Here is a 22,510-nt window from a genome sequence, read left to right on the forward strand (position 1 = left end):
ATGAGCCACGCGCCCACGCTCGATCCGCTCGACCCTCGGGATCCCCTCGATCCCCCCGAGGGCGAGGGGCGGTCGCGCGCGGTGCACTACGGCTGCCAGGAGCTGCGCGAGGACGCCGAGCGGGTGATCTGCGGGCGGGCGCACCCCGAGCTGGTCGAGCTCTACCACGCACACCGCACGCGCTGCGTGGAGTGTCGCCGCTACCACCGGCGGCTCGCGGCCGTCTATCGCAGGCCCGCCGCCATGCCCAAGCTCGCCCGCTTCGCCCGCGAGCGCGAGTTCTCGGCCATCCTCGCCCAAGCCCGCGGGGCGCGGGGGCGCGAGCGCGGTGAGCTGGGGCGGATCATGACGGCCACCTCGGTCGTCGGGCTCTCGGCCGCGGCCGCCGTCCTCGCCCTGGCCTTGCTCGTGCCCAGCTTCGGCGAGCGCCTGTTCGCGCCGCCGCCCGCCGAGACCCTCGACTTCGTCGTCGACGCCAGCGTGATCGAGTACGGCGATCGCGTGCACATCCCCGTGCGCCCGGGGCTCTCGCACCAGGCCCAGCACTTTGGCCGGGTCGTCGGCGGCCACGCGCGGATGACCGACGCCGAGGGCCGGCCGAGCACCGGCGAGAGCCTGACCGTGGGCACGCGGATCGAGACCGAGGACGAGAGCCTGCAGATCGCCCTCGTCGGCCGGCTGCTGGCGAGCATCGAGCCGCGCAGCCTGGCGCGCTGGCGCAAGGCCGCGCCGGGCCTCGTCGAGCTCGGCCTCGACGCGGGCACCCTCGCCGTCCGCTACGACCGCGAGCTCGAAGATCCGATCTTGCAGGTGCGCACCCCCGACGCGCTCGTGCGGGTGACCGGGACCGTGTTCACGGTGCGCGTCGCCGAAGACGGCGGGACCTCGGTGGCGGTGCTCCGCGGTGAGGTCGAGGTCTTCGACGGCGAGGGCAGCTTGCTGACCGAGGTCGAGGCCGGGCGGGTCTTCGACGTCGACGACGCGACCACCCACGACATCGGCCGCCGCGAGGTCGCGGCCGCGCTCGCGCTCTCGGAGCAGCTCGCCGATCGCCCCAGCCAGGCCCACGCGCGCCTGGCCAGCGCGGCGACGAGCCAGACCGGTCAGGCCGGTCAGACAGACGCGGCGGAGGTGCTCGCCGAGCAGGTCGTCAGGCCCGCGGTCGAGCCGGCGGAGGGCGTGCGCCTGGCCATGGCGGACGAGCTGCCTGCGCGCGTCGTCGCGCTCGGGCAGATCCCCGACTCCTGGGTCGTCCCTGGGCTCAGCGACGACCCGAGCCTGCGCACCCTCGAGCACGTCTTCGATCCTGAGCTGGGGCCCGAGCTCGACTCCGGGGCCGACGACACCCGCGGGCTCGCGGCCGCGGCCAAGCCCCGCGATCCCCTGGCCCGCTCGAGCGTGTCGAGCTTCATGCCGCGCGGGGACGAGGAGCCCCGCGTCGACCGCTCGCTGCTCGTCGACCTGGCCGAGCGCGAGCGCGAGCGCAAGCAGACCATCGAGCGCGCCCTCGAGCGCTGCCGCTCGCTCTACGAGGACTCGGTGACCCGCTTTCGCGCCGAGCGCTGCCTCAGCGACTTCATGAAGGCCCACGGCCGCGAGCCCGAGGCCGTCGAGGGCCTGCTGCTGCTCGGCACCTTGCGCATGGACTTCGGCCACGATCACCAGTCGGCGATCCGCAGCTTCGAGGAGTTCCTGCGCCGGGCCCCCGGGCATCCCAAGGCCGAGCTCGCGCGCTACAAGCTCACGCTCGCGGCGATCGACGCCGGCTACATCGAGCAGGGCCGCAAGAGCGCGCGCGCCTACCTGCACCACCACCCCGACGGCCAGCACGTCGGGCGGATCCTCCAGCGCTTCCCCGAGCTGAAGTCGGCGCTCTGAGCTGTCGGGCGGATCTCCTCCAGTCCAGCGCGAGCGCTTCCTCGAGCTGAAGTCGACGCGCTGAGCCTCAGCAGCGCAGGTAGAAGTCCTCGCCCATGCCAAACATCCCGTCGAGGGCGATCGCCTCGCCCTCGGGGCTGCGGATCGTCCCGCGCACCGAGCCAAAGGGCCCGCGGTAGCGGCTCTCGATCACCAGGGCGTTGACCCGCACGTAGCCGTCGACCTCGATCACGAAGTCGACCGCGACCTCGCCGGTGCCCGCGAGGTCGCGGACCTCCCAGACCTCGGGCTCGAGCTCGGGCCTGCGCGTGAATTCCACCGGCGGCAGCAGGTGGGCGCGGCCGTCGATCCACAGGCAGTTCTCGTTGTAGCGCGCGGGATCGATGGAGGCGTTGCGCGTGAGGTTGAAGGAGACGCGCCGGCCGTGGGCGTCGAGGCCTCCGCCGGTCACCCAGTCCCAGCGCATCACCCAGGCGTAGTAGCCCTTGTGATCGTCGATCATCAAAAAGGCGTCCTCGGACCCGAAGTCGAGGCTGTCCTCGCCCAGGCGCAGCGCGCCGCTGGGGACCATGCAGCCCTTGTGCGAGTACATCCCGCGGTTGTCCGCGAAGGGGATGCTGACCACCTGGGGATCGCAGCCGCGGGCGTCGGCGACGATCGTCCCGCGCAGCGCGGGCATGTCGGCGCTCGCGGGGAGCTCGAGCTCGAGGGTGAGCCGGCCCTCGGCGAGCTCGTTGTGAAAGGCGATCGTGGCCCCGTCCGCGGACCAGCGCATCCGCGAGTCGAGCAGGTTGTCGGGGGCGTCGAAGGCCCAGCCGGGCAGCTTGCGCTCGAAGATGTATTTTTGCCGGCGCTCGCGGTCGTAGATCTTCACCTGCGCGAGGGCGAGGACCTTGGCGTTGAAGAGCGCCACGAGCACGAAGTAGCGGCGGTTGCCGAGCTGGATCGCCTGCCATTCCTTGAGGCGAAAGGCTCGCAGCGCCCTGGGCATGGGCAGCGGCCACGGCTTGGCGTCGAGCAGGTTGAGCGCGGGGATGGGGCCCGAGAACGTCCCGAAGCGCACGCGCCCGGCTTGATCGACGAGGGTGGGGGGCGGTGTCTCGAACTGGCGCACGAGCCGCGAAGCGTACACCTTCACGCCCTCGGCGGTGTCCCCCGGCGTGTCCTCCGCATGGCTGAAATGGCTTGTTTGACGGCTCAGGCTGTGGCAGATCACGGATATCATGTCATCATGATGACCTGATATCCGGCTCGCCGCCGGCAAACCCGTGCCCGACCTGAGCCAAACCGTCGACTTGCTCTCGGTCTTCGCCGACCCGACCCGGGTGCGCCTTTTGTGCGTGCTCGGAGAGGCCGAGCTCAGCGTCGCCGAGCTGACGCGGATCACCGACCTGCCCCAGTCGCGGGTCTCGACGCACCTGCGCAAGCTCAAGGACGCCAAGCTCGTCCGCGACCGCCGGGACGGGAGCTCGAGCTTCTACTCGGTGGCCCGCGAGGACATGGGCAAGGCGGCCCGCGAGCTGTGGCAGCTCGTCGAGGGCCGCCTCGACGACGCGCTGCTCGAGCAAGATCGCCGGCGCCGCGAGGCCGCCCTGGCCGCGCGCGAGACCACGCTGCGCTGGCCCGACGAGGTCGCCGGGCAGATGGAGCGCCACTACTCGCCGGGGCGGACCTGGGAGGCGACGGCCCGCGGGCTGCTCGGCTTCATGCGCCTGGGCGAGGTCCTCGACCTTGGATCCGGCGACGGGGTCAACGCCGAGCTGCTCGCGCCCCGGGCCCAAAACCTCACCTGTCTGGACATCAGCGAGCGAGTGATCGCGGCCGCGCGCCGCCGCCTCGAGCGCTTTGCCAACGTCGACTTTCGCGTCGGTGACATGCACGACCTGCCCTTCATGGCGGGGCGCTTCGACGCCGTGCTCATGCTCCACGCGCTGACCTACTCGCGGCGCCCTGCGCTGGCCGTGGCCGAAGCCGCGCGCGTGCTCCGACCTGGCGGCGCGCTGGCCCTGGTCACCCTCGCCGCGCACGACCACGCGAAGATCGCGGCGGCCTACGATCACGTCAACAGCGGCTTTACGCCCGCCGAGCTGGAGACCATGCTCGGCGCGGCCGGGCTGCTCGTCGAGCAGTGCGAGGTCAGCTCCCGCGAGCGCCGCAAGCCCTACTTCCAGGTCCTGACCGCCTTTTGTCGAAAGCCGAGCACGTGAGCGCGACCCAGCACACCCTCGAACCCTCCTCCCTCGACTCCGCCGACCGGCTCAGGGCCCTGCTGCGCGAGCGCATCGTCTTGCTCGACGGGGCCATGGGCACGATGCTGCAGAGCTACGGCCTGACCGAGGCCGACTTTCGTGGGCAGCGCTTCGCCGACCACGAGCGCCCTCTGGCCGGCAACAGCGACCTGCTCTCGCTGACCCGCCCCGACGTCGTCCGCGAGATCCACTCGATCTACTTCGAGTCGGGGGCGGACATCGTCGAGACCAACACCTTCACGGCCACGGCCATCGCCCAGGCCGACTACGGCCTCGAGTCCCTGGCCCGCGAGCTCAACATCGCCGCGGCGCGGCTGGCCCGCGAGGCCGCCGACCGCCACGCCACGCCCGAGCGCCCGCGCTTCGTGGCCGGGGCGATCGGCCCGACCAACCGCACGCTCTCGCTGTCCCCGGACGTCGAGGACCCGGCCTACCGGGCGATCGACTTCGCCACGCTGCGCGCGGCCTACGTCGAGCAGATCGAGGGGCTGATCGAGGGCGGCGTCGACCTCCTGCTGCTCGAGACGATCTTCGACACGCTCAACGCCAAGGCGGCGATCATGGCGATGTTCGACGTGTTCGAGCGCACCGGCGTCGAGCTGCCCGTGATGATCTCGGTGACGATCACCGATCGCAGCGGGCGCACGCTCTCGGGCCAGACCATCGAGGCCTTCTGGCGCTCCGTCGCCCACGCCAAGCCGCTGAGCGTCGGGCTCAACTGCGCCATGGGTGCCGCGGCCATGCGCCCCTACGTCGCCGAGCTGTCCGAGCTCGCCGGCTGCGCGGTGTCCTGCTACCCCAACGCCGGCCTGCCCAACGCCTTCGGCGAGTACGACGAGCTGCCCGAGCAGACCGCCGCCGAGCTCGGCGAGTTCGTCGACAGCGGCCTGGTCAACATCGTCGGCGGCTGCTGCGGGACCTCGCCGGCGCACATCGAGGCGATCGCCGCCTACGTGCGCGGCCACCAGCCGCGGCGCGTGCCCGAGCTCGAGCCCGAGCCCGAGCCCGAGGCTGGAACCGAGCCCGAGCCCGAGACCGCGCAGGCATGGGCCTCGCACTTCTCGGGCCTCGAGCCGCTGACCATCGACGCGAGCACCGGCTTCGTGATGATCGGCGAGCGGACCAACGTGACCGGCTCGCGGCGCTTCGCCAAGATGATCAAGAAGGGCGACTACGAGCGCGCCCTCGAGGTCGCGGTCTCGCAGGTCCGCAACGGCGCGAACATCATCGACGTCAACATGGACGAGGGCATGCTCGACTCGGAGCAGGCCATGCGGACCTTCTTGAACCTGATCGCCTCGGAGCCCGAGGTGGCCCGCGTCCCGATCATGATCGACAGCTCCAAGTGGTCGGTGATCGCCGCCGGGCTCGAGTGCGTGCAGGGCAAGGCGATCGTCAACTCGCTCTCGCTCAAGGAGGGCGAGGACGAGTTTTTGGCCAAGGCCGCCCAGGTCAAGCGCTTCGGCGCCGCGCTCGTGGTCATGGCCTTCGACGAGCGCGGCCAGGCCGAGTCCGCCGCGCGCAAGCTGAGCATCTGCAAGCGCGCCTACGACCTGCTGACCGGGCGCCTGGGCTTCGAGCCCACGGACATCATCTTCGACCCCAACGTGCTCGCGGTGGCCACGGGCATCGAGGAGCACGACCGCTTCGCGCTCGAGTTCATCGAGGGCGTGCGCGCGATCAAGGCGGCCTGCCCCGGGGCGCGGACCAGCGGCGGCATCTCCAACCTCTCGTTCTCCTTCCGCGGCAACGACCACGTGCGCGAGGCGATGCACGCGGCCTTCCTCTACCACGCGATCGCGGCCGGCCTCGACATGGGCATCGTCAACGCCGGGCAGCTCGCGGTCTACGAGGACATCGACGCCGAGCTGCGCGAGCGCGTCGAGGACGTGCTCTTCGCTCGGCGCCCCGACGCCACCGACCGGCTGATCGAGCTGGCCGAGGGCCTCAAGGGCAAAAAGCGCGAGCGCGCCCTCGACCTGAGCTGGCGCGAGCAGGACGTCTCGGCCCGCATCGCCCACGCCCTGGTCCACGGGGTCACGGACTTCATCGAGGCCGACGCCGAGGAGGCTCGGGTCAGCCTCGGGCGGCCGCTCGCGGTCATCGAGGGCCCGCTCATGGAGGGCATGAAGGTCGTCGGCCGGCTGTTTGGCGCCGGCAAGATGTTCCTGCCCCAGGTGGTCAAGAGCGCGCGGGTGATGAAGCGCGCCGTGGCCTACCTGACGCCCTTCATGGAGGCCGAGCAAGAGGGCGGCGGCGCGCTCGAGCCCGCGGGCAAGGTCGTGCTCGCCACGGTCAAGGGCGACGTCCACGACATCGGCAAGAACATCGTCGCGGTCGTGCTGCGCTGCAACAACTACCAGGTCGAGGATCTCGGGGTCATGGTCCCCGCCGAGTCGATCTTCAGCTCGGCCAAGGAGATCGGCGCCGACGTCATCGGGCTCTCGGGGCTGATCACGCCGAGCCTCGACGAGATGGTCCATGTCGCCAAGGAGATGCAGCGCCAGGGCTTCGAGATCCCGCTGCTGATCGGCGGCGCGACCACCAGCCGCCAGCACACGGCGGTCAAGATCGCCCCGTACTTCGAGCAGCCCACGGTCCACGTGCTCGACGCCTCGCTGGTCGTCAACGTGGTCTCGGATCTGCTCGATCCCCGGCGCCGGGCGAACCTCGACACGCGCAACCGCGAGGAGCAGGCCAGCTTGCGCGAGCTCCACCAGCGCAAGCGCCAGCGCCCGCTGATCAGCCTGGGCGAGGCTCGGGCCCGGGCGCCGAAGCTCGAGTTCGACGCGCAGGCCCTGGGGACCCCGAGCTTCCTGGGCGCCGAGGTGATCGCCGACGTCAGCCTCGCCGAGGTCGCCGAGTACATCGACTGGACGTTCTTCTTCACGGCCTGGGACCTGCGCGGGCGCTTCCCCGGCATCCTCCAGCACCCCAAGTACGGGTCGGCCGCCCGCGAGCTCTACGACCACGGCCGCGCCCTGCTCGACGAGCTGATCGCCAGCGACGCCCTGGGCCTGCGGGCCGTGCAGGGCTTTTGGCCGGCCAACGCCGACGGCGACGACATCGTGCTGTGGCGCCCCGACGCCCCCCAAAAGCGCGAGCTGACCCGCTTTTGCATGCTCCGCCAGCAGCAGGTGCGCGGGCCCTCGGCCGAGGCGGGCGAGCTGAGCAGCCTGGCCGACTTCGTGGCGCCCGTGGGCAGCGGGGTCGTCGATCACATCGGCGCCTTCGCGTGCACGACCGGGGTCGGGGCCGACGAGCTCGCCGCCCGCTACGAGCGCGACGAGCACGACGACTACAAGGCGATCATGGTCAAGGCCCTCGCCGACCGCATGGCCGAGGCCTACGCCGAGCTGCTCCACGAGCGCGCGCGCCGGGCCTGGTACGCCGGCGACGAGCGCCTGAGCAAGGACGAGCTGATCGCCGAGCGCTACCGCGGCGTCCGCCCGGCCTTTGGCTACCCCGCCTGCCCCGACCACACCGAAAAGGGCAAGCTCTTCGAGCTGCTCGGCGCCCAGGCCCAGGGCCTGAGCCTGACCGAGAGCTACGCCATGTCACCGGCGGCCAGCGTCAGCGGCATCTACCTCGGGCATCCGCGCAGCCGCTACTTCACCCTCGGGCGGATCGGCCGCGACCAGGTCGAGGACTACGCCAAGCGCAAGGGCATGCGCGTGGCCGAGGTCGAGCGCTGGCTGGCGCCCAACCTCGGCTACGACGAAGACGGCGCCGCAGGAGCGGCGGCGTGAGCCTGGAGGACAGCGCCGAGGTGCGCTGCCCCTGGTGCGGCGAGCTGCAGGAGCTGTGGATCGACCCGCAGAGCGCGGGGGAGATGATCCAGGACTGCGACGTGTGCTGCCGGCCGTGGCGCGTGGTCGTCAGCCGAGACGAGCGCGGTCAGCTGCAGGTCTGGGTCGACCGGGCCTGATCGCTCAGCTGGTCAGCGCTTCGGGCCGTTTCTCGACCCAGTAGTACTGCGCTTCGTTGCTACGCCTGGTCTTCACGCGGCCTTGTTCAACCAATTTGGTCAGGGCCGCTTCGCGCTGCTCGTCCATGTGCTTGCTGATGCCGAGCTCCGAGTCGACGAGCGCCGCTCCGAGGGCCAACAGGATGCCTCCTTCACCGACCGGCGCGACGTCGAGCCAGTTGACGCGGCAGCTGCTCAAGAGCTCGGGCTTGGTCAAGGCGAGACCCTCTTTTGCGGCGTGGCTCAGAACGACGAGGATTCCTTCTTCGATCGAGTTGGGTTTGGGGTTGAGGACGTCATCGATCTTCTTGGGCATGGTTTCGCTGAGGTGGAGAAGGACGGCGTTTGGATCGAGGGGCGAGTGATGAGCTCGATCACGCCCCGACGTTGATCCTTTCGGGCGGATCGATCACGGTCGAGTCGTGCCCAAGCTGCCTCATGTTGGTGCGTCACGCCCTCGCCGGATCTCCGCCGGCACGCAGGTCTCCTTCGACGAGAGGGGATTCCACTACCGCAGACGAGCTGGCTCCGAAGTCGCTGCCGCGTCAGCGGCGATGCCTTCGCTGACGGACGCGGCGCAGCCCTCGGGAGAGATCCTCACGGCTTCGGCCACGACCTTGGCCGCGCTCTCTCCCGACGAGGTGCTCTTGGAGCTGCAGGCGCGGCTGAGACGGCCGCGGGTGTTCTACTACTACGTGTGGGTCGCGGGCGCGTTGGCGGTCCATGCCCTGGCGAGCATCGGTGCGCTGGCTGGCTTTGTGCTCGCCGCCCTCGTGGGCCTGGGCGTGTTGGTCTACCGCTTCGATCGTGACTGGCGCTGCTCACAGCTGGTCTACGACCTCGAAAACCCCGAGATCTCGACTCGCCTGGCCATGGCCTCGCGCGTGGGCGAAGCGCTGGCCTCGGCGTCGACGCTCTGGCACATCTACCACGCCGTCGCGACGAGCGACTGGAAGCACAACGCCGGCGCGAGCACGCTGATCCAGCGCACGCCGACGCGCGCCGGGCCGGGCTCGCTGCCTGGGATCGAGCTGAACATCGAGCCGTGGGCGGTCCCGGTCGGGCCACAGCGCCTGCTCTTCTTGCCGGATCGCCTGCTGGTTTGGGACGGCCGCAACCTCGCTGGCGTGGGCTACGAGCACCTGCAGGTGCAGGCCCAGCCGACGAGATTCATCGAGGAGGACAGGCCGCCTCGAGACGCGCGGGTCATCGACACGACGTGGCGCTACGTCAACAAGCGGGGCGGCCCCGATCGCCGCTTCAACGACAACCGCGAGCTCCCGGTGGTCGAGTACGGGGAGCTGCAGCTGGGGACGAGCTCCGGGCTGCGGATCTTCTTGCAATGCTCGACGGCGCGGGCCGCCAGCCAGGCCGCGGACGCCCTGCTCGCCCTCGGTCAGCGCGCGCGAACTCGTGTCGAGGCGGGGCGGCCGGCGCCGTCGACAGCTCGGCTTTCGCCACCCTCACCCGCTCACGCGCCTGCACCCTGGCCAACGCCTGTGGCGGCGCCCTCACCGGCGGCGCCGGCGCCCTCGCCCGTGGCGGCGCCCTCGCCTATGGCACCGCCCTCACCTGTGGCACCGCCGTGGTGGGCGCCGGCGGTGATGTTGCTCGTCCGCCACCTGGTCGGCGTGGACCGACGCATCGACGAGCGGGAGCTCGTCTATGCCTGCGAGCTCCAGCGCCGCCTGACGGGGTCGCCCGTCGCCTTCGAGAGCTTCGTGCCGTGGTTTCGTGGCTTGCCGACCGGCCAGGCCGCCCTCGACGAGGCCGTGGCGACGCTCTCGAAGGCCGAGCCAGAGGTCCGCAGCTGGACCTTGGGCTGCCTCGAGGAGCTGGCGGCGATCGACGGCAAGCAGACGCCCAAGGAGCGCGAGCAACTCGCGGCCCTCGGGGTCGCGCTCGCGGCTAGAGGCCCAGGGCCGAGAACACCTCGGGCTTGAGCTTGAGGTAGATGTGGTGCTCGTCGATCTTCATCACGCGGAAGGGCTGCGCGAGCATGATGCCGCCGATCAGCGTGGCGAAGAGGGCGATCACGCCGATGATGAGCGCCCACTCGAAGCCCTGGGTCTGCGCGCCCACGCCCATCAACAAGATGCAGACCACCGGCCCGAGGACCGCCAGGAGGATGCCCTTGATCCGGCGCGAGCGGAACTCACTGCTCAGCCCGTAGGTCAGCGAGCCGCGCTTGCGCAGGGCCAGGTAGAGGATCACGTAGATCAGCGCGTTGAAGAGGATGGCGATCGCCACGGCGGGGTGGGCCCACTGGAGCTTCTTGGTGACGGCCACGCCGTCGGCGGCCTTGCCCGTGGCCAGGCAGACCTGGGCAGGCAAGATCGCACCCTTCATGGCGACGAGCTGATCGCCCTGCCTCCAGTAGGTGTTGGCCTCCGGAGGGAGCGCCGATTCGTAGGGCGAGGCGGTAGCAACTGGCGCCTGGTAGGGGTTGAAAGATTGGCCGGGAGTCGTCATCGAGTCGCCATCATCACCATGATTGCAGCGCGTGGGCAAGCGCGGTCTTGATAGCATGGGCCTGGGCCCATGCCTGCGGATCTGCAAACGGCCAAGGGTCGGGCGAGCTCGACCGGGATCGATGAGACGGAGGACCAGCGGGCTTTTCCGGGTGACGAGGAGGTCTTTGTCGGCGGGAAGAGGGTCGGGCGCTACCTGATCTTCGAGCACCTCGGCGAGGGCAGCATGGGGGTGGTCTGGGGCGCCTACGACCCGGAGCTCGATCGCAAGGTCGCCCTCAAGCTGGTCCGAGTGACGGGCGATGACGAGCGCGCCCGCTCGCGCCGTGCTCGTCTGCGCCGCGAGGCCCAGGCCATCGCCAAGCTGAACCATCCAAACGTGGTGGGGGTCTACGACGTCGGCGTCGAGGGCACCGAGCAGGTCTTCGTGGCCATGGAGTACGTGCGCGGAGGGACCCTCGAGGCGTGGATGGCCAGCGCCCCGGGGCCTCGGCCCTGGTCGGAAGTCTTGGCGCGCTTCATCCCCGCCGGGCGCGGGCTCGCGGCCGCGCACGCGGTGGGCATCGTCCACCGCGACTTCAAGCCCGCCAACGTCTTGCTCGGCGAAGATGGGCGCCCGCGGGTCGCCGACTTTGGGATCGCGCGGACCGTCGAGGACGAGGAGTCGGACTCGCCGCTGACCACGACGACGGTGCCGGACTGGGTCCTGGGGGGGCGCACGCTGACGCGGACGGGGGCGTGGCTGGGGACGCCGGCGTACATGGCTCCGGAGCAGTACCTCCAGGCCGAGGTCGACGCGCGCTGCGATCAGTTCGCGTTTTGTGTGGCGCTCTTCGAGGCGCTCCATGGCCGCCGGCCCTTCGTAGGGCACGACGTCGAGACGCTGATGCGCGCCGTGGCGCGCGGGGAGGTGACGCCGCCGCCTCGCGACAGCGCCGTGCCCCAGAGGATCAACGAGGCCCTGACCCGCGGCCTGGCGACGGACCCACGCGCGCGCTGGCCCGACATGGACGCGCTGCTCGCCGCGCTCACCGAGGCGCCCCAGGAGCGCGGGCGTCGGCCGCTCTTTTGGGGCGCGCTGGTGATCGCCGGGCTCGCCGCGGGGCTGGCCCTGAGCCGCGAGCGCTCGCCCGTGGCGGAGGGGCCGTGCTCCGAGGACGACGCGATCGCGGCCCTGGGATCGACCTGGACGCCCGCGCGCCGCGACGCCCTGGCCGAGCGCGCGGCCGCGCTCGATGGGGCCGGCGCGACCTGGACCTTCACGCGCCTGGTCCCGCGCCTCGACGGCTGGTCGGGCGCGTGGCGAGACGGCTGGATCGACGCCTGCGAGGCCACCCACGCGCGCGGGGAGCAGTCCGAGGCGCTGCACGATCGCCGCGTCGCCTGCCTCGAGCGCCAGCGCCGGCGCTTCTCGGCCTACGTCGCGCTGCTCGAGGAGGGCGAGGGCGAGCAGCTCCGCGGGGCGCTCGACAACTTCGACGAGCTCGACGCGCCCGACGAGTGCGAAGACCTCGAGCGGCTGATGCGTGGGGCCGCGCCGCCGGAGGACCTGGAGAGCCGGGCGCAGGTCGAGCGCCTCGCCGCCGAGCTCGACGCGATCGCGGCGATGAGCCTGGCCGAGGACTGGGAGGCGGTGAGGCGCGCGCTCGTGCCCGTGGCGGCGGCGGTCGAGGCCGAGGGCTGGCCGCCCCTCGTGGCCGAGCTGCGCTACCTCCAGGGGCGCAGCCTCGCCAAGGACAAGGCGCTCGACGCTGGCGAGGCCGCGTTCTTGGACGCGCTGACCGGGGCCCTGGCGATCGGCGCTGACGACCTCGCGGTCCGCTCGGCCCTCGCCGACGCCCAGCTCGTCGCCGAGTGGGACGCCCGCCAAGACGACGCGCTGGTCTTGCTGCGCATCGCCGCGGCGATCGCCGAGCGGGCGGGGGATCCTGCCTTGGCCGCGGAGGTCGAGCTCACCCGCGCGGAGGTGCTCGAGCGTGGGGGCGAGTTCCAGGCGTCCCTGGACGCGGCGACGCGAGCCGTCGCGCTCGTCGGCGACGACAGCTACGCCCTCGGCCTCGCCCGCTATCGCCAGTGCCTGGCCCTCTATCACCTGGGCCGCTACGTCGAGAGCCGAGACCGCTACGACGACGCTCAGGCCGCGTGGGGGGATCGCTTCGCTCCCAGCCACCGCCTGCGCCTGGGCATGCTCAACGCGGCCGGGCTGCTCGCCGGCGCCGCGGGGGACTGGGAGACGGCCAAGGCGCGCTTCTCCGAGCTCCTGGCCCGACGCGAGGCGGTCTTCGGCCCCGTCCATCCGGAGGTCTCCGACGCGCTGCAAAACCTCGGCGTGGCCCAGCAAAACCTGTGGGACTTCGCCGGGGCGCGGCGCAGCTACGAGCGCGCGCTGGCGATCCGCGAGCGCGAGTTCGGCCCCGACAACCTCTACGTCGGCCACGGCCTCGCCAACCTCTCGCGGGTCTACGTGATGCTCGACGAGGGCAGCCGGGCGGTCGACACGGCCCAGCGGGCGCTGGAGATCATCACCGCGGTGCGCGGGCCCGCGCACTACGACACCATGCTCGCGCTCTATCTGCTCAGCGACGCGCTGCTGTGCGCGGGGGAGCTCGAGGCCGCGGCGGAGGCGATCACCACCTCGCTGCGCGAGGCCGAGCGCTCGGGCTCACCCTCGCAGCGCTTCGCCTACGCCCTGCAGCTGACCCGCGTGAACATGGCCAGGGGGAGGCTGCGCGAGGCGGAGAGATCGCTCGCCGAGGCCCGCGCCCTGAGCGAGGGGGAGGGCGTGCTGAACGAAGACGCCAACATGGGGCTGCTGGGCTACGCCGAGGCCCGCCTCGCCGCCGCCAAGGGTGAGCATGGGCTGGCCTTCCAGCTCGCCGAGCAGGCGCGCCAGCTGCTCGCGGCCCACCCCGACTTGTCCAGCCCCCAGCTCACCGAGGCCGAGCGCTGGCTCCACGCCTACCTCCGCCAGGGGCGACCCGCGGCCGCTCAGCCCGGGTCGCAGTAGAATTCGACGCTCACGTCGTGGGTGTCGAGGAGCACGTCGCAGGCGGCGTTGCACAGCTGCATGCGCGTCATCGCGTCGTTGGCCCACACCCAGCCGTCGCCGCTGTCGCAGTCCTCGACCTCGGGCCAGCTCTGCCCGCCGGCCTCGACCCGAGTCAGGTGCGGGGCGCTCGGGGCCTGGTCGAACTGGAGCAGGCAGCTGTCGGCGTAGGACGCGTCGACGACGGCCTCGAGGGCCGCGACCAGGGCGTCGGCGTTGGTCGCCTCGAAGTAGTCCTCCGCGCCGCCGCCTGCCACGGCCATGGCAGAGAGCTGGGCCTTGGCCGAGCTGTAGGTCGGGGCGATGCCGACCACGTAGCTGGCGATCCCGTCGACCTCGCGGGCCTGGCTCAGGGCCGCGACGGCCTCGGCGAGGGCGGCCTGCGGATCCTCGGCGCAGCCGATGCTGCCGTCGGTGATCAGCACGACGGCCTTGCTGCCCGCGCCCTGGTAGTCGCGCATGGTGTCGAGGCCGACCGAGAGCGCCGCGAGGGTCGGGGTCCCGCCGTTGACCTGCTCCGTGGGTGCGGGGATCGTCGCGAGCAGGGTGCTGGCGTTGCCGAGCTCGATCCCCACGTCGAGCTGCGGGGACACGCCGCACTCGCCCCAGCCCTTGGTGGAGAAGGTCTTGGCGCCGAACTCGACGTAGGCCTCCATGCCCGCGTCGAGGAGCACGGCCTCGACCGCCTCGTGGAGGCTCTGCCAGCGGGTCTTGTCGGGCTCCTCGGGGTCGAAGCCCACGTTGGTCATCGAGCCCGAGCGGTCGAGCAAGAAGAGCACGCTGGGCGGGACGGGGGCGAGGTTGTTCGAGAACTCCAGACAGGCCGCGTCGCCTTCGTCGCTCCCCGCCTCGCTCTCTTGTCCGCTCCCGCCCTCGCTCTCTCCCGTGTCTTCGTCGCCGGCCGCGTCCGTGGGGGCACGCGGGACCTCGCCCTGGCCCTCGTCGCCCAGCTCGTCACCCAGCTCGTCGCCGAGCTCATCGCCCCCCTGGGTCTCTCCCTCGCCGGCGAATTCGAACGCCTCGGGCTCGGCCCCGCCCACGCAAGCCGGCAGGCCGATGCACGCTCCAAGCAAGAGGCAGGGGAGAACATTGCCTGAATTCATCGTGCTTCAAGATACATCAAAATCTTGATATGAAAAGGCTGGTGATATCATCAAAAAGTGCTCATTTCCGCGATATTCGCCATTTTGGACAGTGTCCGAACGGCCATGGCTTCTCGCGTATCCAATCAAATAACTAACAAAATAAATTGTAGGCAAGCGAATCCGAGCGTCACCCTCGGTCTGCTCGCGCGCGCGGCCGGACGCAGGCGCTGAGGACGGGTTTGGGGCTCACCGGAAGCTTTGGGATCACCCCACCGCTCGGATAACCTGTCCGACGATGACCTCGGGCCTGGAAGAGTTCGGCATCGTCGACGACGACGCCCCGATTGCGAAGTCGAAGGAGCTGACCGGCGGAAAGCTGGTGACGTCTCCGAGTCAGCGCATGAGCCAGGACGAGATCAAGACGGCGCTGCAAGAGATCCCGCTCTTCGCCGGCTTGCTGCCCACGCACCTCGATCGCATCGCCAAGCAGGCCGCGGAGTACGAGTACGCCAAGAGCGAGTACGTGTTTTGTCACGGCGACGAGGGCGACGGGCTCTACCTGGTGGTCTCGGGGGCGATCCGCATCTCTCGCAACGTCAGCGGCATGGGTGAGGAGGCCCTCGCCGTGCTCCGCGAGGGTCAGCACTTTGGCGAGATGTCGCTGATCGACGACGACATCCCGCGCTCGGCGGACGCCGTCTGCCACGAGGCCGCGCGCCTGCTCAAGCTGCCCAAGCACGACCTGCGCGACCTGATGTTCGTCGACCGCGAGCTCGCCTACGAGCTGCTGTGGCGCTTCGTCCGGGGGCTGAGCGCGCGCCTGCGCGACTCGAACGACCGGCTGATGATGCTGACGGCGACCTCGAAGTTCTGAGCGCGCTCAGGCGGCGCGGGTCTCGTCTGCTTCGGCTTTGGGTTCGGCCTTGGGGTCGGCCTTGGGGTCGGCCTTGGCGGCGCGCAGCAGCTGGCGGTGCTCCTCGACGATGGCGTCGCGCAGCTGGTGGAGCAGGGAGTGTGGCCACTGGGAGCCGTCGGCCTGCAGGGACAAGAACACGCGCCCGGCGTAGCTCCACGCCGTGAGGTTGAGGCCGACGCGCTCGACCAGCGGGCCGACCGACCAGATCTCGTCGACCCGGGTCCGGCCGATGTAGACGTGCTCGCCGGGGCCGCGGACGTTGGACACGATCAGGTTCAGGGGCGGGACGCTGGTCCACCCGAGCAGGCGCTTGGTGATGCGCTGCCACAGCACGCTGCTGTGCTCGGACCATTCGATCAGCCGCCGAGGGCCGCGCAGCTGGTTGTCGGCCTTGGCCGCCCGGGTGCTCTGGGCGATGGCCGCGACGCGAGCGCGGCGGTCGAGGAGGTCATCGTGGAGATCGACGACGGCGTTGGCCAAGGCGTTGCCGAGCAGCCGCCGGCGTGAGCTGTCGTCACCCTCGTCATTGTCAGCGTCATCGATGGCGCTGGCCATGGGCATGGACGCGGTCAGCGAGGGCCCGCGCAGCAGCTCGGCGTCGCGCAAGGTCGCGCAGGCGCCGGACACGATGGCGAGCAGGGCGTCGTTGAAGCTGACGTCGAAGCCGGCCTTGATCGCGCGCAGCTCGTCGAGGGGGAGCTCGAGGTGGGTGAACAATCGGGCGCGGCCGAGCTCACCATTGAAGAAAGTCTGGGCCCCCGAGAAGAGCGCCTTGGCGGGACGCTCGCGGCGACGCGCCCGGAGCCAGCGCAGCGCGCTGCGGACGATCAGCGCGGGCAGGCTCAGGATCGCCAGCAGCCGTGACCACAGCCCGCGCAGGGCGAGGCGGAGGCGGCTGGGGCCGAGGGTCGGGAGCTCGCGGGTGCGCGCGGGAGGGGGCGTCCAGCGCCCGCGGGTGGCTGTGCTCAGGGCGTCGAGCAGGGCCACGGAGGCCTGGCCGTCGGCGAGGGTGTGGTGCAGGCGGACGATGACCGCGGCGCGCTCCCCCTCGAGGCCGGTGACCACATGGGCGGACCACAGCGGGCGGTCTCGGGGCAGGCGACGCTCGAGCAGCAGACCGACGAGCTTGTCGAGGGACTCGAGGGGCATGCCGCCGCTGCACTCGATGTGGTGCAGGTGCTCGTCGATCTCGATCTTCGAGTGGAGCCAGCGCGGGTGATGCAGGCCGCCCGGGACGCGGAGCAGGCGGCGTCGCAGCGGAGGGAGGCGCTGGGCCACGTCGAGCACGCGCTTGCGGAGCACGGACCAGCTCAGCCGGGCGCTCGAGCCCGGCTCGAACACGAGCACCTTGATGGTGTGCATCGCCGGACCCACGGACTCGCGGTACAAAAAGTTCGCGTCGAGGCCGGTGAGGGTCTTGGCTCGTCGAGCGTGTTCCACTGTGGACGAGGTTGGCGAGGTTGGCGAGGTTGGCGAGGTTGGCACGGGTGGCGGCGGTCTGGTGGGGTGCAGCTGGGAAGGGGAGGTGGCGGCGCTCAACGGCTGTAGTGCAGGGAGAAGTGCACGGCCTCGGGGATCTTTCCGTGGCTGAGCTTGAAGTGCAGGGTCAGCTTGTCGCCGTCGACCACGTAGCGCCGCTTGATCTGGACCGCGTCGCTCTTCGACCACTGCGTGAGCGCCTTTTCGCCGAGCACGTGCTTGGTCCGGAAGGACTCGCCGTCGCAGGTCCACGACACCCACTCACCAAACTGCGCGCCCTGGATGCCGGGGCAGCCCGAGAGGTTGAGGTCGACGCTGTCGCTGTGCATGGCGATCGCAATGGTGTCGCTGTCCTTGGGGATCAGCCCGTCCTCGAGGCGCTCGCGGGCGACCTTGCCCGAGACCAGGTCCATGTCCTCGGTCGCGCGCTCGATCGCGGCGCGGACCTCGTCGCGGCCGCTGCCGCCGTCGGCGTAGGTCCAGGTCGCGGAGTAGGCCGAGACCGTCGCCTCGCTCGCGGCCATGGGCTGCGCGTCGGCGTCGTCCTGGGCCGTACCGTCCTCGCTCGCTTCGTCGCGCGGCCCGAGCTCGTCGCTGGCCACGGTGAAGTCACCATCCGGGGCGCCGCTCGGTCCGTTGGCGCTGACCAGGCTCGACATGCCGAGACACAAGGAGAGCGCGCCGACACAGCCGAGGGTGTACATGGGGGTCCGGCGGGGGTGCTTGTTGAAATAGGCGCGTGCTTCCATCATGACTGGTTACACAGCAAAGTCTGTGCCGAACGCATGCCCGACCCTCTAAAGCCCCCTGCACGCCCATTGACTCGCTCTTCTCGCCGCAGCTGGATGACCCTCGCCGCCCTCGCGCCGGCTGCCTGCGCCTTCGTGGCGCAGCGTGAGCGCGGCCTGGAGCGCAAGTTTGCGCGGGCGGGGCTGGACGCGCGGCGCTACGAACTCGGTGAGGCGCGTGTGCACGCATGGTGTGCCGCGGGTGGCACACCCGTGCTGATGTTGCACGGCTTTGGCGCGTCGGGGATCTGGCAGTGGCACCGCCAGGTACCCGCGCTCGTCAAATCGGGCTACGCGCCGATCGTCCCCGACCTGCTGTGGTTCGGCGGCTCCGAGGCGCCGGCGGACCAGGTCACGATCCCAGACCAGGCGCGGGCCATGGCCGCGCTGCTCGACGCGCTGGAGATCGAAGAGCTCCACATGATCGGGATCTCCTACGGCGGCATGGTCGCGCACGAGCTGCTCTCGATCTGGCCGGGGCGGGTGCGCAGCGTGACCTTGGTGTCGAGCCCGGGCCGGGCCTTCTTGGCCAGCGACCAAGACGAGCTGCGGGCGGCCTACGGCGTGTCGAGCATGTCCGAGCTGCTGCTGCCCCGGACCCCAGACGAGGTCCGCCGGCTCTTCGACCTGGCCTACGCTCGGCCGCCCCGCGTGCCTCGCTTCATCCGCGCCCAGGTCCTCGAGCACTTCTATCGGGCGCACCGCGAGGCTCGTGAGCGCATGCTCGCCTCGATCCAGGGCGACATCGACGAGCTGCGCGCCCACGAGTGGGTGCCGCGGGAGCCCACGCAGATCATCTGGGGAGAGCACGACGAGATCTTCCCGCTGCTCAGCGCCAACCGCCTGCGCGAGGAGCTCGGCGCGCTCGCGCAGCTGGTCGTGATCCCCGACGCTGGCCACGCGCCGCAGCTCGAGCAGGCCAAGGTGTTCAACGCGGCCTGGTTCGAACGCCTCGCCGAGGTCGACGCCTGAGCGCCGAGCTCCGCGAGGGGCCCCGGCCTCAGCTCTGGCCGAGGCGTCGCAGGGCCGCGATGACCTCGTTGACGTCGACGGGCTTGACGAGGTGTTCGTCGAAGCCGGCCGCGCGCACGGACTCGCGATCGTCGCCGCGGCCGTAGCCGGTCATGGCGATCAGCGGGAGCTTGCGCGTCGCCGGATCATCGCGCAGCCGCCGGGCGAGCTCGTAGCCGTCGATGCCCGGGAGGCCGATGTCGAGCACGGCGACATCGGGGCGCTCCTTGCGGATCAGCTCGAGGCCAGCTTGGCCGTTGGAGGCCGTGAACACCTGGTAGCCGTCGTCGCGCAGGAGCTCGGCGAGGGTCTCGCGGATCTCCGGGCGGTCCTCGACGAGGGCGAGCTTGGTCGGCCCCAGGTGGGGCGCATTGGTGATGGCCGCCTCGGTGAGGAGGCTGTTCGGGGCCGGGACGCGGGGCAAGGTGACGACGAATTCGCTGCCCTGGCCGAGGCCCTCGCTGTGGACCTCGATGTGGCCGCCGTGGAGCTCGACGAGGTTGTGGACCAGGGTCAAGCCGACGCCGAGCCCGCCCTGGCTGCGGTCCAAGGTGGTGTCGGCCTGCATGAACATGTCGAAGATCTGCGCCCGGGTCTGGGTGTCGATGCCCGCCCCGTCGTCGCGGACGATGATCTTGGCCTGGTCGCCCTCGGCGGTGAGCTGGAACCGGATATTGCCGCCCCGCTGCGTGTACTTGACCGCGTTGGTCAGCAGGTTGTCGAGGATCTGGAGGATCCGCGCGTTGTCCCCGTTGATCCACAGCTGCTCGCACAGCTCGACGCTGAAGTTCTGCTCGCGCTCTCGGGCCTGGACGCGGAACTGCTCGGTGGCGTCGCGGGCGAGGGCGCACAGGTCGAAGACCTGCTTGCGCAGGTGAATCTTGCCCTGGGTCACCCGCGAGACGTCGAGCAGATCGTCGAGCAGGCGCTGCATGTGCCGCGACTGGCGGGCGATCAACGCCAGCGGCCTGCGCAGCTGGCCGTCGTCGCTCTCGGGCAGGCGGCGATCGACCAGGGTCAGGGCGTTGTTGACCGCGGCCAGGGGGTTGCGCAGCTCGTGGGAGAGCATGGCCAAGAAGCGGTCGCGTAGCTGGATCTGCTGGCGCAGGGCCTGCTCGGCCTCGCGCAGCTTGGTGATGTCGATCAGCGTCACGACCACGCCGCCCGCGCCCCGGCGCCCGCGGTAGGGCAGCACGCGCAGCAAGAAGGGCCCCAGACGGCTCTCGACCTCGGCCTCGTAGCGCTGGCCGCTGTCGCGGGTCCGGGTCAGGATGTCGCCGAGGTTCTCGATCGAGATGTTGTGGGCGAAGCCCTCGATCGGCCGGCCGATGTCGCCGTCGCGCAGGTTGAAGACCTCGGCCATGGCCGGGGTGAACTTGCGGATGCACAGCAGGTTGTCGAGGAAGAGGGTGTGGACCTCGGTGCTGACCAGCAGGTTGTTCATGTCGTCGGTCAGCTCGGTGAGCTGGCCGATCTTGTGCTGGAACTCGGCGTTGACCGTGTAGAGCTCCTCGTTGACCGAGTGCAGCTCCTCGTTGGTGCTCTGGAGCTCCTCGTTGCTGGCGAGCAGCTCCTCGTTGGTCGCCTGGAGCTCCTCGTTGCTGGCCTCGAGCTCCTCGATGGTCGCCTGGAGGTTCTCCTTGGTGCGCTGGAGCTCGTGCTCAAGGGCCTCGAGGCGGTCGCGGGACACGGCGTCGAGGTCGAGGGCCTCGTCCTCGATGCGGGTCAGGGCCGGGGGCTCGCTGCTGTCGCCGATCGAGACCAGGAAGAAGGGCTCGGCCATGCGCGTGACCTCGACGGGGGTCACGCGGATGTCGAGCACGCGGTCGCTGAAGCTGGTCCCCGCGTTGACGCCGGTGAAGGACACGGGCGCGCGCGAGCGGGCCGCGCGATGCAGCGCGCCGGCGGTAGCGAGCTTGAGCTCGCCCTCGAGCATGTCGAGCAGGCTCAGCGAGGGGCGACCCCGGGGCAGGCGCAGCAGCGGGGTGATGTCGCCGAAGCTGTGCACGACCTGGTGGTGGGCGTCGAGCAGCACGCTCGGGGGCAGCGACATGTCGAGCAGACCGCTGAACACCTCGAAGAGCGGGCTGTCGTTGCTGGGCGTGCGGCTCGACAGCACCGGGGCGATCGGCGCGGCGATATGCGAGCCGCGCAGGCCCGGGAGCAGGCGGACGTCCCGGCGCTTGCGGAACATCTTCCAGTGCTGGTCGATGGGCTCGAACTCGTCGCCGAGGTCGCCAGGGGTCTCGCTCGGCCCGAGGAAGAGCACGCCGCCGGTGCGCAGGCCGAAGTGGAACAGCGACATCACCTTGCGCTGGACCGTGGGCTGAAAATAGATCAGCAGGTTGCGGCAGCTGACCAGGTCGAGCTTGGTGAAGGGCGCGTCGCGGATCACGTTGTGGGGCGTGAACACGATCATCCGCCGGAGCTCGGCGGACACGCGGTAGCCGTGCTCCTCGCGGCTGAAGAAGCGCTCGAGCCGGCCCTGGCCGACCTCGGTGAGCTCGGCCTCGGGGTAGATCCCCGCGCTCGCGTAGTCGAGCGAAGAGCGGTGGACGTCGGTCGCGAAGATTTTTGCGGTCAGGGTCCGGCCGCTGCGCTCGATCGCCTCGGCGGTCAGCAGGGCCAGGGAGTAGGCCTCTTCACCCGTCGCGCAGCCGGCCGCCCACATGCGCAGCTCTCGGCCGGAGTTGGCCTCGCTGACCAGCTGCGGGAGGATCTCGCGCTCGAGCAGATCGAAGGCCTCGGCGTCGCGGAAGAAGCCGGTGACCCCGATCAGCAGATCTTGATAGAGCGCGTCGAGCTCGCTGCGATCGCTGCGCAGGCGCTCGATGTACTCGCTGAGGTTCTCCGACTGATTGATCATCAGCCGCCGCTCGGTGCGGCGGCCGATGGTCCCGGGCTTGTAGGCCGAAAAGTCGATGTTGTAGCGCTCGTGGAGCAGGGCGAACACCGCCCGCATGCCGCCGAGCTTGACGGCCTCGGCCGGGTCCGTCGCGCCCTCGGCCAGCGGGCGGTGCTTGTCGAAGTGGCGCAAGAGCATCTCGGGCAGATCCCGAGGTGCGCCCACGTAGTCGGCCATGCCCGTCTCGATCGCGCTCTTGGGCATGCCGTTGAACTTGGCCGACTCCTCGCTTTGGACCATCACGAGGCCACCGGCGGTGTGGACCTCGCGGATGCCGCGTGAGCCGTCGCTGCCGGTGCCCGAGAGGATGATCGCCACGGCACGCTCGCCCAGGTCGCGGGCGGCGGAGCGCAGGAACTGGTCGATCGGCAGGGCCAGGCCTTCGCTGCGCTCTTTGAGCAGCAGGCGGCCGTCGGCGATGATCAGCTCCGCGTTGGGCGGCATCAGATAGATCGCGTCGGGCTCGAGGGGCATCTCGTGCTCGGCGATGTGGATCTCGAGCTTGGTCCAGCGCGACAGCAGCTCGTCCATCTGACTCTTGAAGTCGGGCGAGAGGTGCTGAACCACGACGAAGGCCATGCCCGTGTCTTCGGGCATCGCGCGGAAGAGCTGCTCGAGCGCCTCGAGTCCGCCGGCGGAGGCTCCAACGCCAACGATGCGGACTGGGAAGGGGGAGCCGGCCTCGGTCTCTTCGGGCATGAGCGTGGATAGTGTC

General features: G+C 70.6%; 15 protein-coding genes. 8 read left to right on the top strand and 7 right to left on the bottom strand.

Going from position 1 to position 22,510, the window contains the following annotated elements:
• Entirely contained in the window at positions 1 to 1,878 is a 1,878-nt protein-coding gene (locus tag G6O69_RS14535) for a FecR domain-containing protein (RefSeq protein ID WP_172304101.1), read from the top strand.
• A 67-nt stretch (positions 1,879 to 1,945) separates the two neighbouring features.
• Here the strand turns inward: G6O69_RS14535 and G6O69_RS14540 are convergent, their stop codons facing one another.
• Positions 1,946 to 3,103 (bottom strand): DUF2804 domain-containing protein, encoded by a 1,158-nt coding sequence (locus G6O69_RS14540; protein WP_176396831.1) that lies wholly within the window; start codon positions 3,101 to 3,103, stop codon positions 1,946 to 1,948.
• Positions 3,104 to 3,146: 43 nt separating this feature from the next.
• On the opposite strand from G6O69_RS14540, the gene G6O69_RS14545 reads away from it, so the two are divergent.
• From G6O69_RS14545 to G6O69_RS14555, 3 genes are read left to right on the top strand one after another with little or no spacing between them, the layout of a single operon-like run.
• Entirely contained in the window at positions 3,147 to 4,085 is a 939-nt protein-coding gene (locus tag G6O69_RS14545; protein WP_172304103.1) for a metalloregulator ArsR/SmtB family transcription factor, read from the top strand.
• A complete protein-coding gene (metH, locus tag G6O69_RS14550) occupies positions 4,082 to 7,876 on the top strand; it encodes a methionine synthase (protein WP_172304104.1) in 3,795 nt (1,264 codons plus the stop codon). The genes G6O69_RS14545 and metH overlap by 4 nt, the downstream gene beginning before the upstream one ends.
• The gene (locus G6O69_RS14555) at positions 7,873 to 8,055 is read left to right on the top strand and encodes a CPXCG motif-containing cysteine-rich protein (RefSeq protein WP_346017044.1); all 183 of its coding nucleotides are present in this window, start codon (positions 7,873 to 7,875) and stop codon (positions 8,053 to 8,055) included. Before metH ends, G6O69_RS14555 begins: the two co-directional genes overlap by 4 nt.
• 4 nt (positions 8,056 to 8,059) lie before the next feature.
• Here the strand turns inward: G6O69_RS14555 and G6O69_RS14560 are convergent, their stop codons facing one another.
• The gene (locus G6O69_RS14560; protein WP_172304105.1) at positions 8,060 to 8,410 is read right to left on the bottom strand and encodes a hypothetical protein; all 351 of its coding nucleotides are present in this window, start codon (positions 8,408 to 8,410) and stop codon (positions 8,060 to 8,062) included.
• Between the two features lie 106 nt (positions 8,411 to 8,516).
• Here G6O69_RS14560 and G6O69_RS14565 point away from each other — a divergent pair, with 106 nt between their 5' ends.
• Positions 8,517 to 10,037: a hypothetical protein gene (locus tag G6O69_RS14565; protein ID WP_176396832.1), complete on the top strand. Its 1,521-nt coding sequence runs from the start codon at positions 8,517 to 8,519 to the stop codon at positions 10,035 to 10,037.
• Here the strand turns inward: G6O69_RS14565 and G6O69_RS14570 are convergent.
• Complete coding sequence (locus tag G6O69_RS14570; RefSeq protein WP_172304106.1) at positions 10,003 to 10,566, bottom strand: hypothetical protein; 564 nt, start codon at positions 10,564 to 10,566, stop codon at positions 10,003 to 10,005. The two genes, G6O69_RS14565 and G6O69_RS14570, sit on opposite strands and share 35 nt — an antisense overlap.
• A 69-nt stretch (positions 10,567 to 10,635) precedes the next feature.
• Here G6O69_RS14570 and G6O69_RS14575 point away from each other — a divergent pair, with 69 nt between their 5' ends.
• Positions 10,636 to 13,572: a serine/threonine-protein kinase gene (locus G6O69_RS14575; RefSeq protein WP_172304107.1), complete on the top strand. Its 2,937-nt coding sequence runs from the start codon at positions 10,636 to 10,638 to the stop codon at positions 13,570 to 13,572.
• On the opposite strand, the gene G6O69_RS14580 is transcribed toward G6O69_RS14575, so the two are convergent.
• On the bottom strand, positions 13,554 to 14,714 hold the full coding sequence (locus tag G6O69_RS14580) for a vWA domain-containing protein (RefSeq protein WP_172304108.1): 1,161 nt from the start codon (positions 14,712 to 14,714) through the stop codon (positions 13,554 to 13,556). The two genes, G6O69_RS14575 and G6O69_RS14580, sit on opposite strands and share 19 nt — an antisense overlap.
• Positions 14,715 to 14,991: 277 nt before the next feature.
• Here G6O69_RS14580 and G6O69_RS14585 point away from each other — a divergent pair, with 277 nt between their 5' ends.
• A complete protein-coding gene (locus tag G6O69_RS14585; RefSeq protein ID WP_255215779.1) occupies positions 14,992 to 15,570 on the top strand; it encodes a cyclic nucleotide-binding domain-containing protein in 579 nt (192 codons plus the stop codon).
• A gap of 6 nt (positions 15,571 to 15,576) precedes the next feature.
• Here G6O69_RS14585 and G6O69_RS14590 read toward each other — a convergent pair whose 3' ends face one another.
• The gene (locus G6O69_RS14590; RefSeq protein WP_172304109.1) at positions 15,577 to 17,052 is read right to left on the bottom strand and encodes a wax ester/triacylglycerol synthase domain-containing protein; all 1,476 of its coding nucleotides are present in this window, start codon (positions 17,050 to 17,052) and stop codon (positions 15,577 to 15,579) included.
• Between the two features lie 95 nt (positions 17,053 to 17,147).
• On the bottom strand, positions 17,148 to 17,840 hold the full coding sequence (locus G6O69_RS14595) for a hypothetical protein (protein ID WP_217909834.1): 693 nt from the start codon (positions 17,838 to 17,840) through the stop codon (positions 17,148 to 17,150).
• 69 nt (positions 17,841 to 17,909) lie between these two features.
• Here G6O69_RS14595 and G6O69_RS14600 point away from each other — a divergent pair, with 69 nt between their 5' ends.
• On the top strand, positions 17,910 to 18,851 hold the full coding sequence (locus tag G6O69_RS14600) for an alpha/beta hydrolase (RefSeq protein WP_172304111.1): 942 nt from the start codon (positions 17,910 to 17,912) through the stop codon (positions 18,849 to 18,851).
• Positions 18,852 to 18,879: 28 nt separating this feature from the next.
• Here the strand turns inward: G6O69_RS14600 and G6O69_RS14605 are convergent, their stop codons facing one another.
• Positions 18,880 to 22,494 carry a chemotaxis protein CheB gene (locus G6O69_RS14605; protein ID WP_172304112.1) on the bottom strand — a complete coding sequence of 1,205 codons (3,615 nt, stop codon included), beginning with the start codon at positions 22,492 to 22,494 and terminating at the stop codon, positions 18,880 to 18,882.
• Between the last annotated feature and the right edge of the window lie 16 nt (positions 22,495 to 22,510).

Source organism: Pseudenhygromyxa sp. WMMC2535, assembly GCF_011083025.2.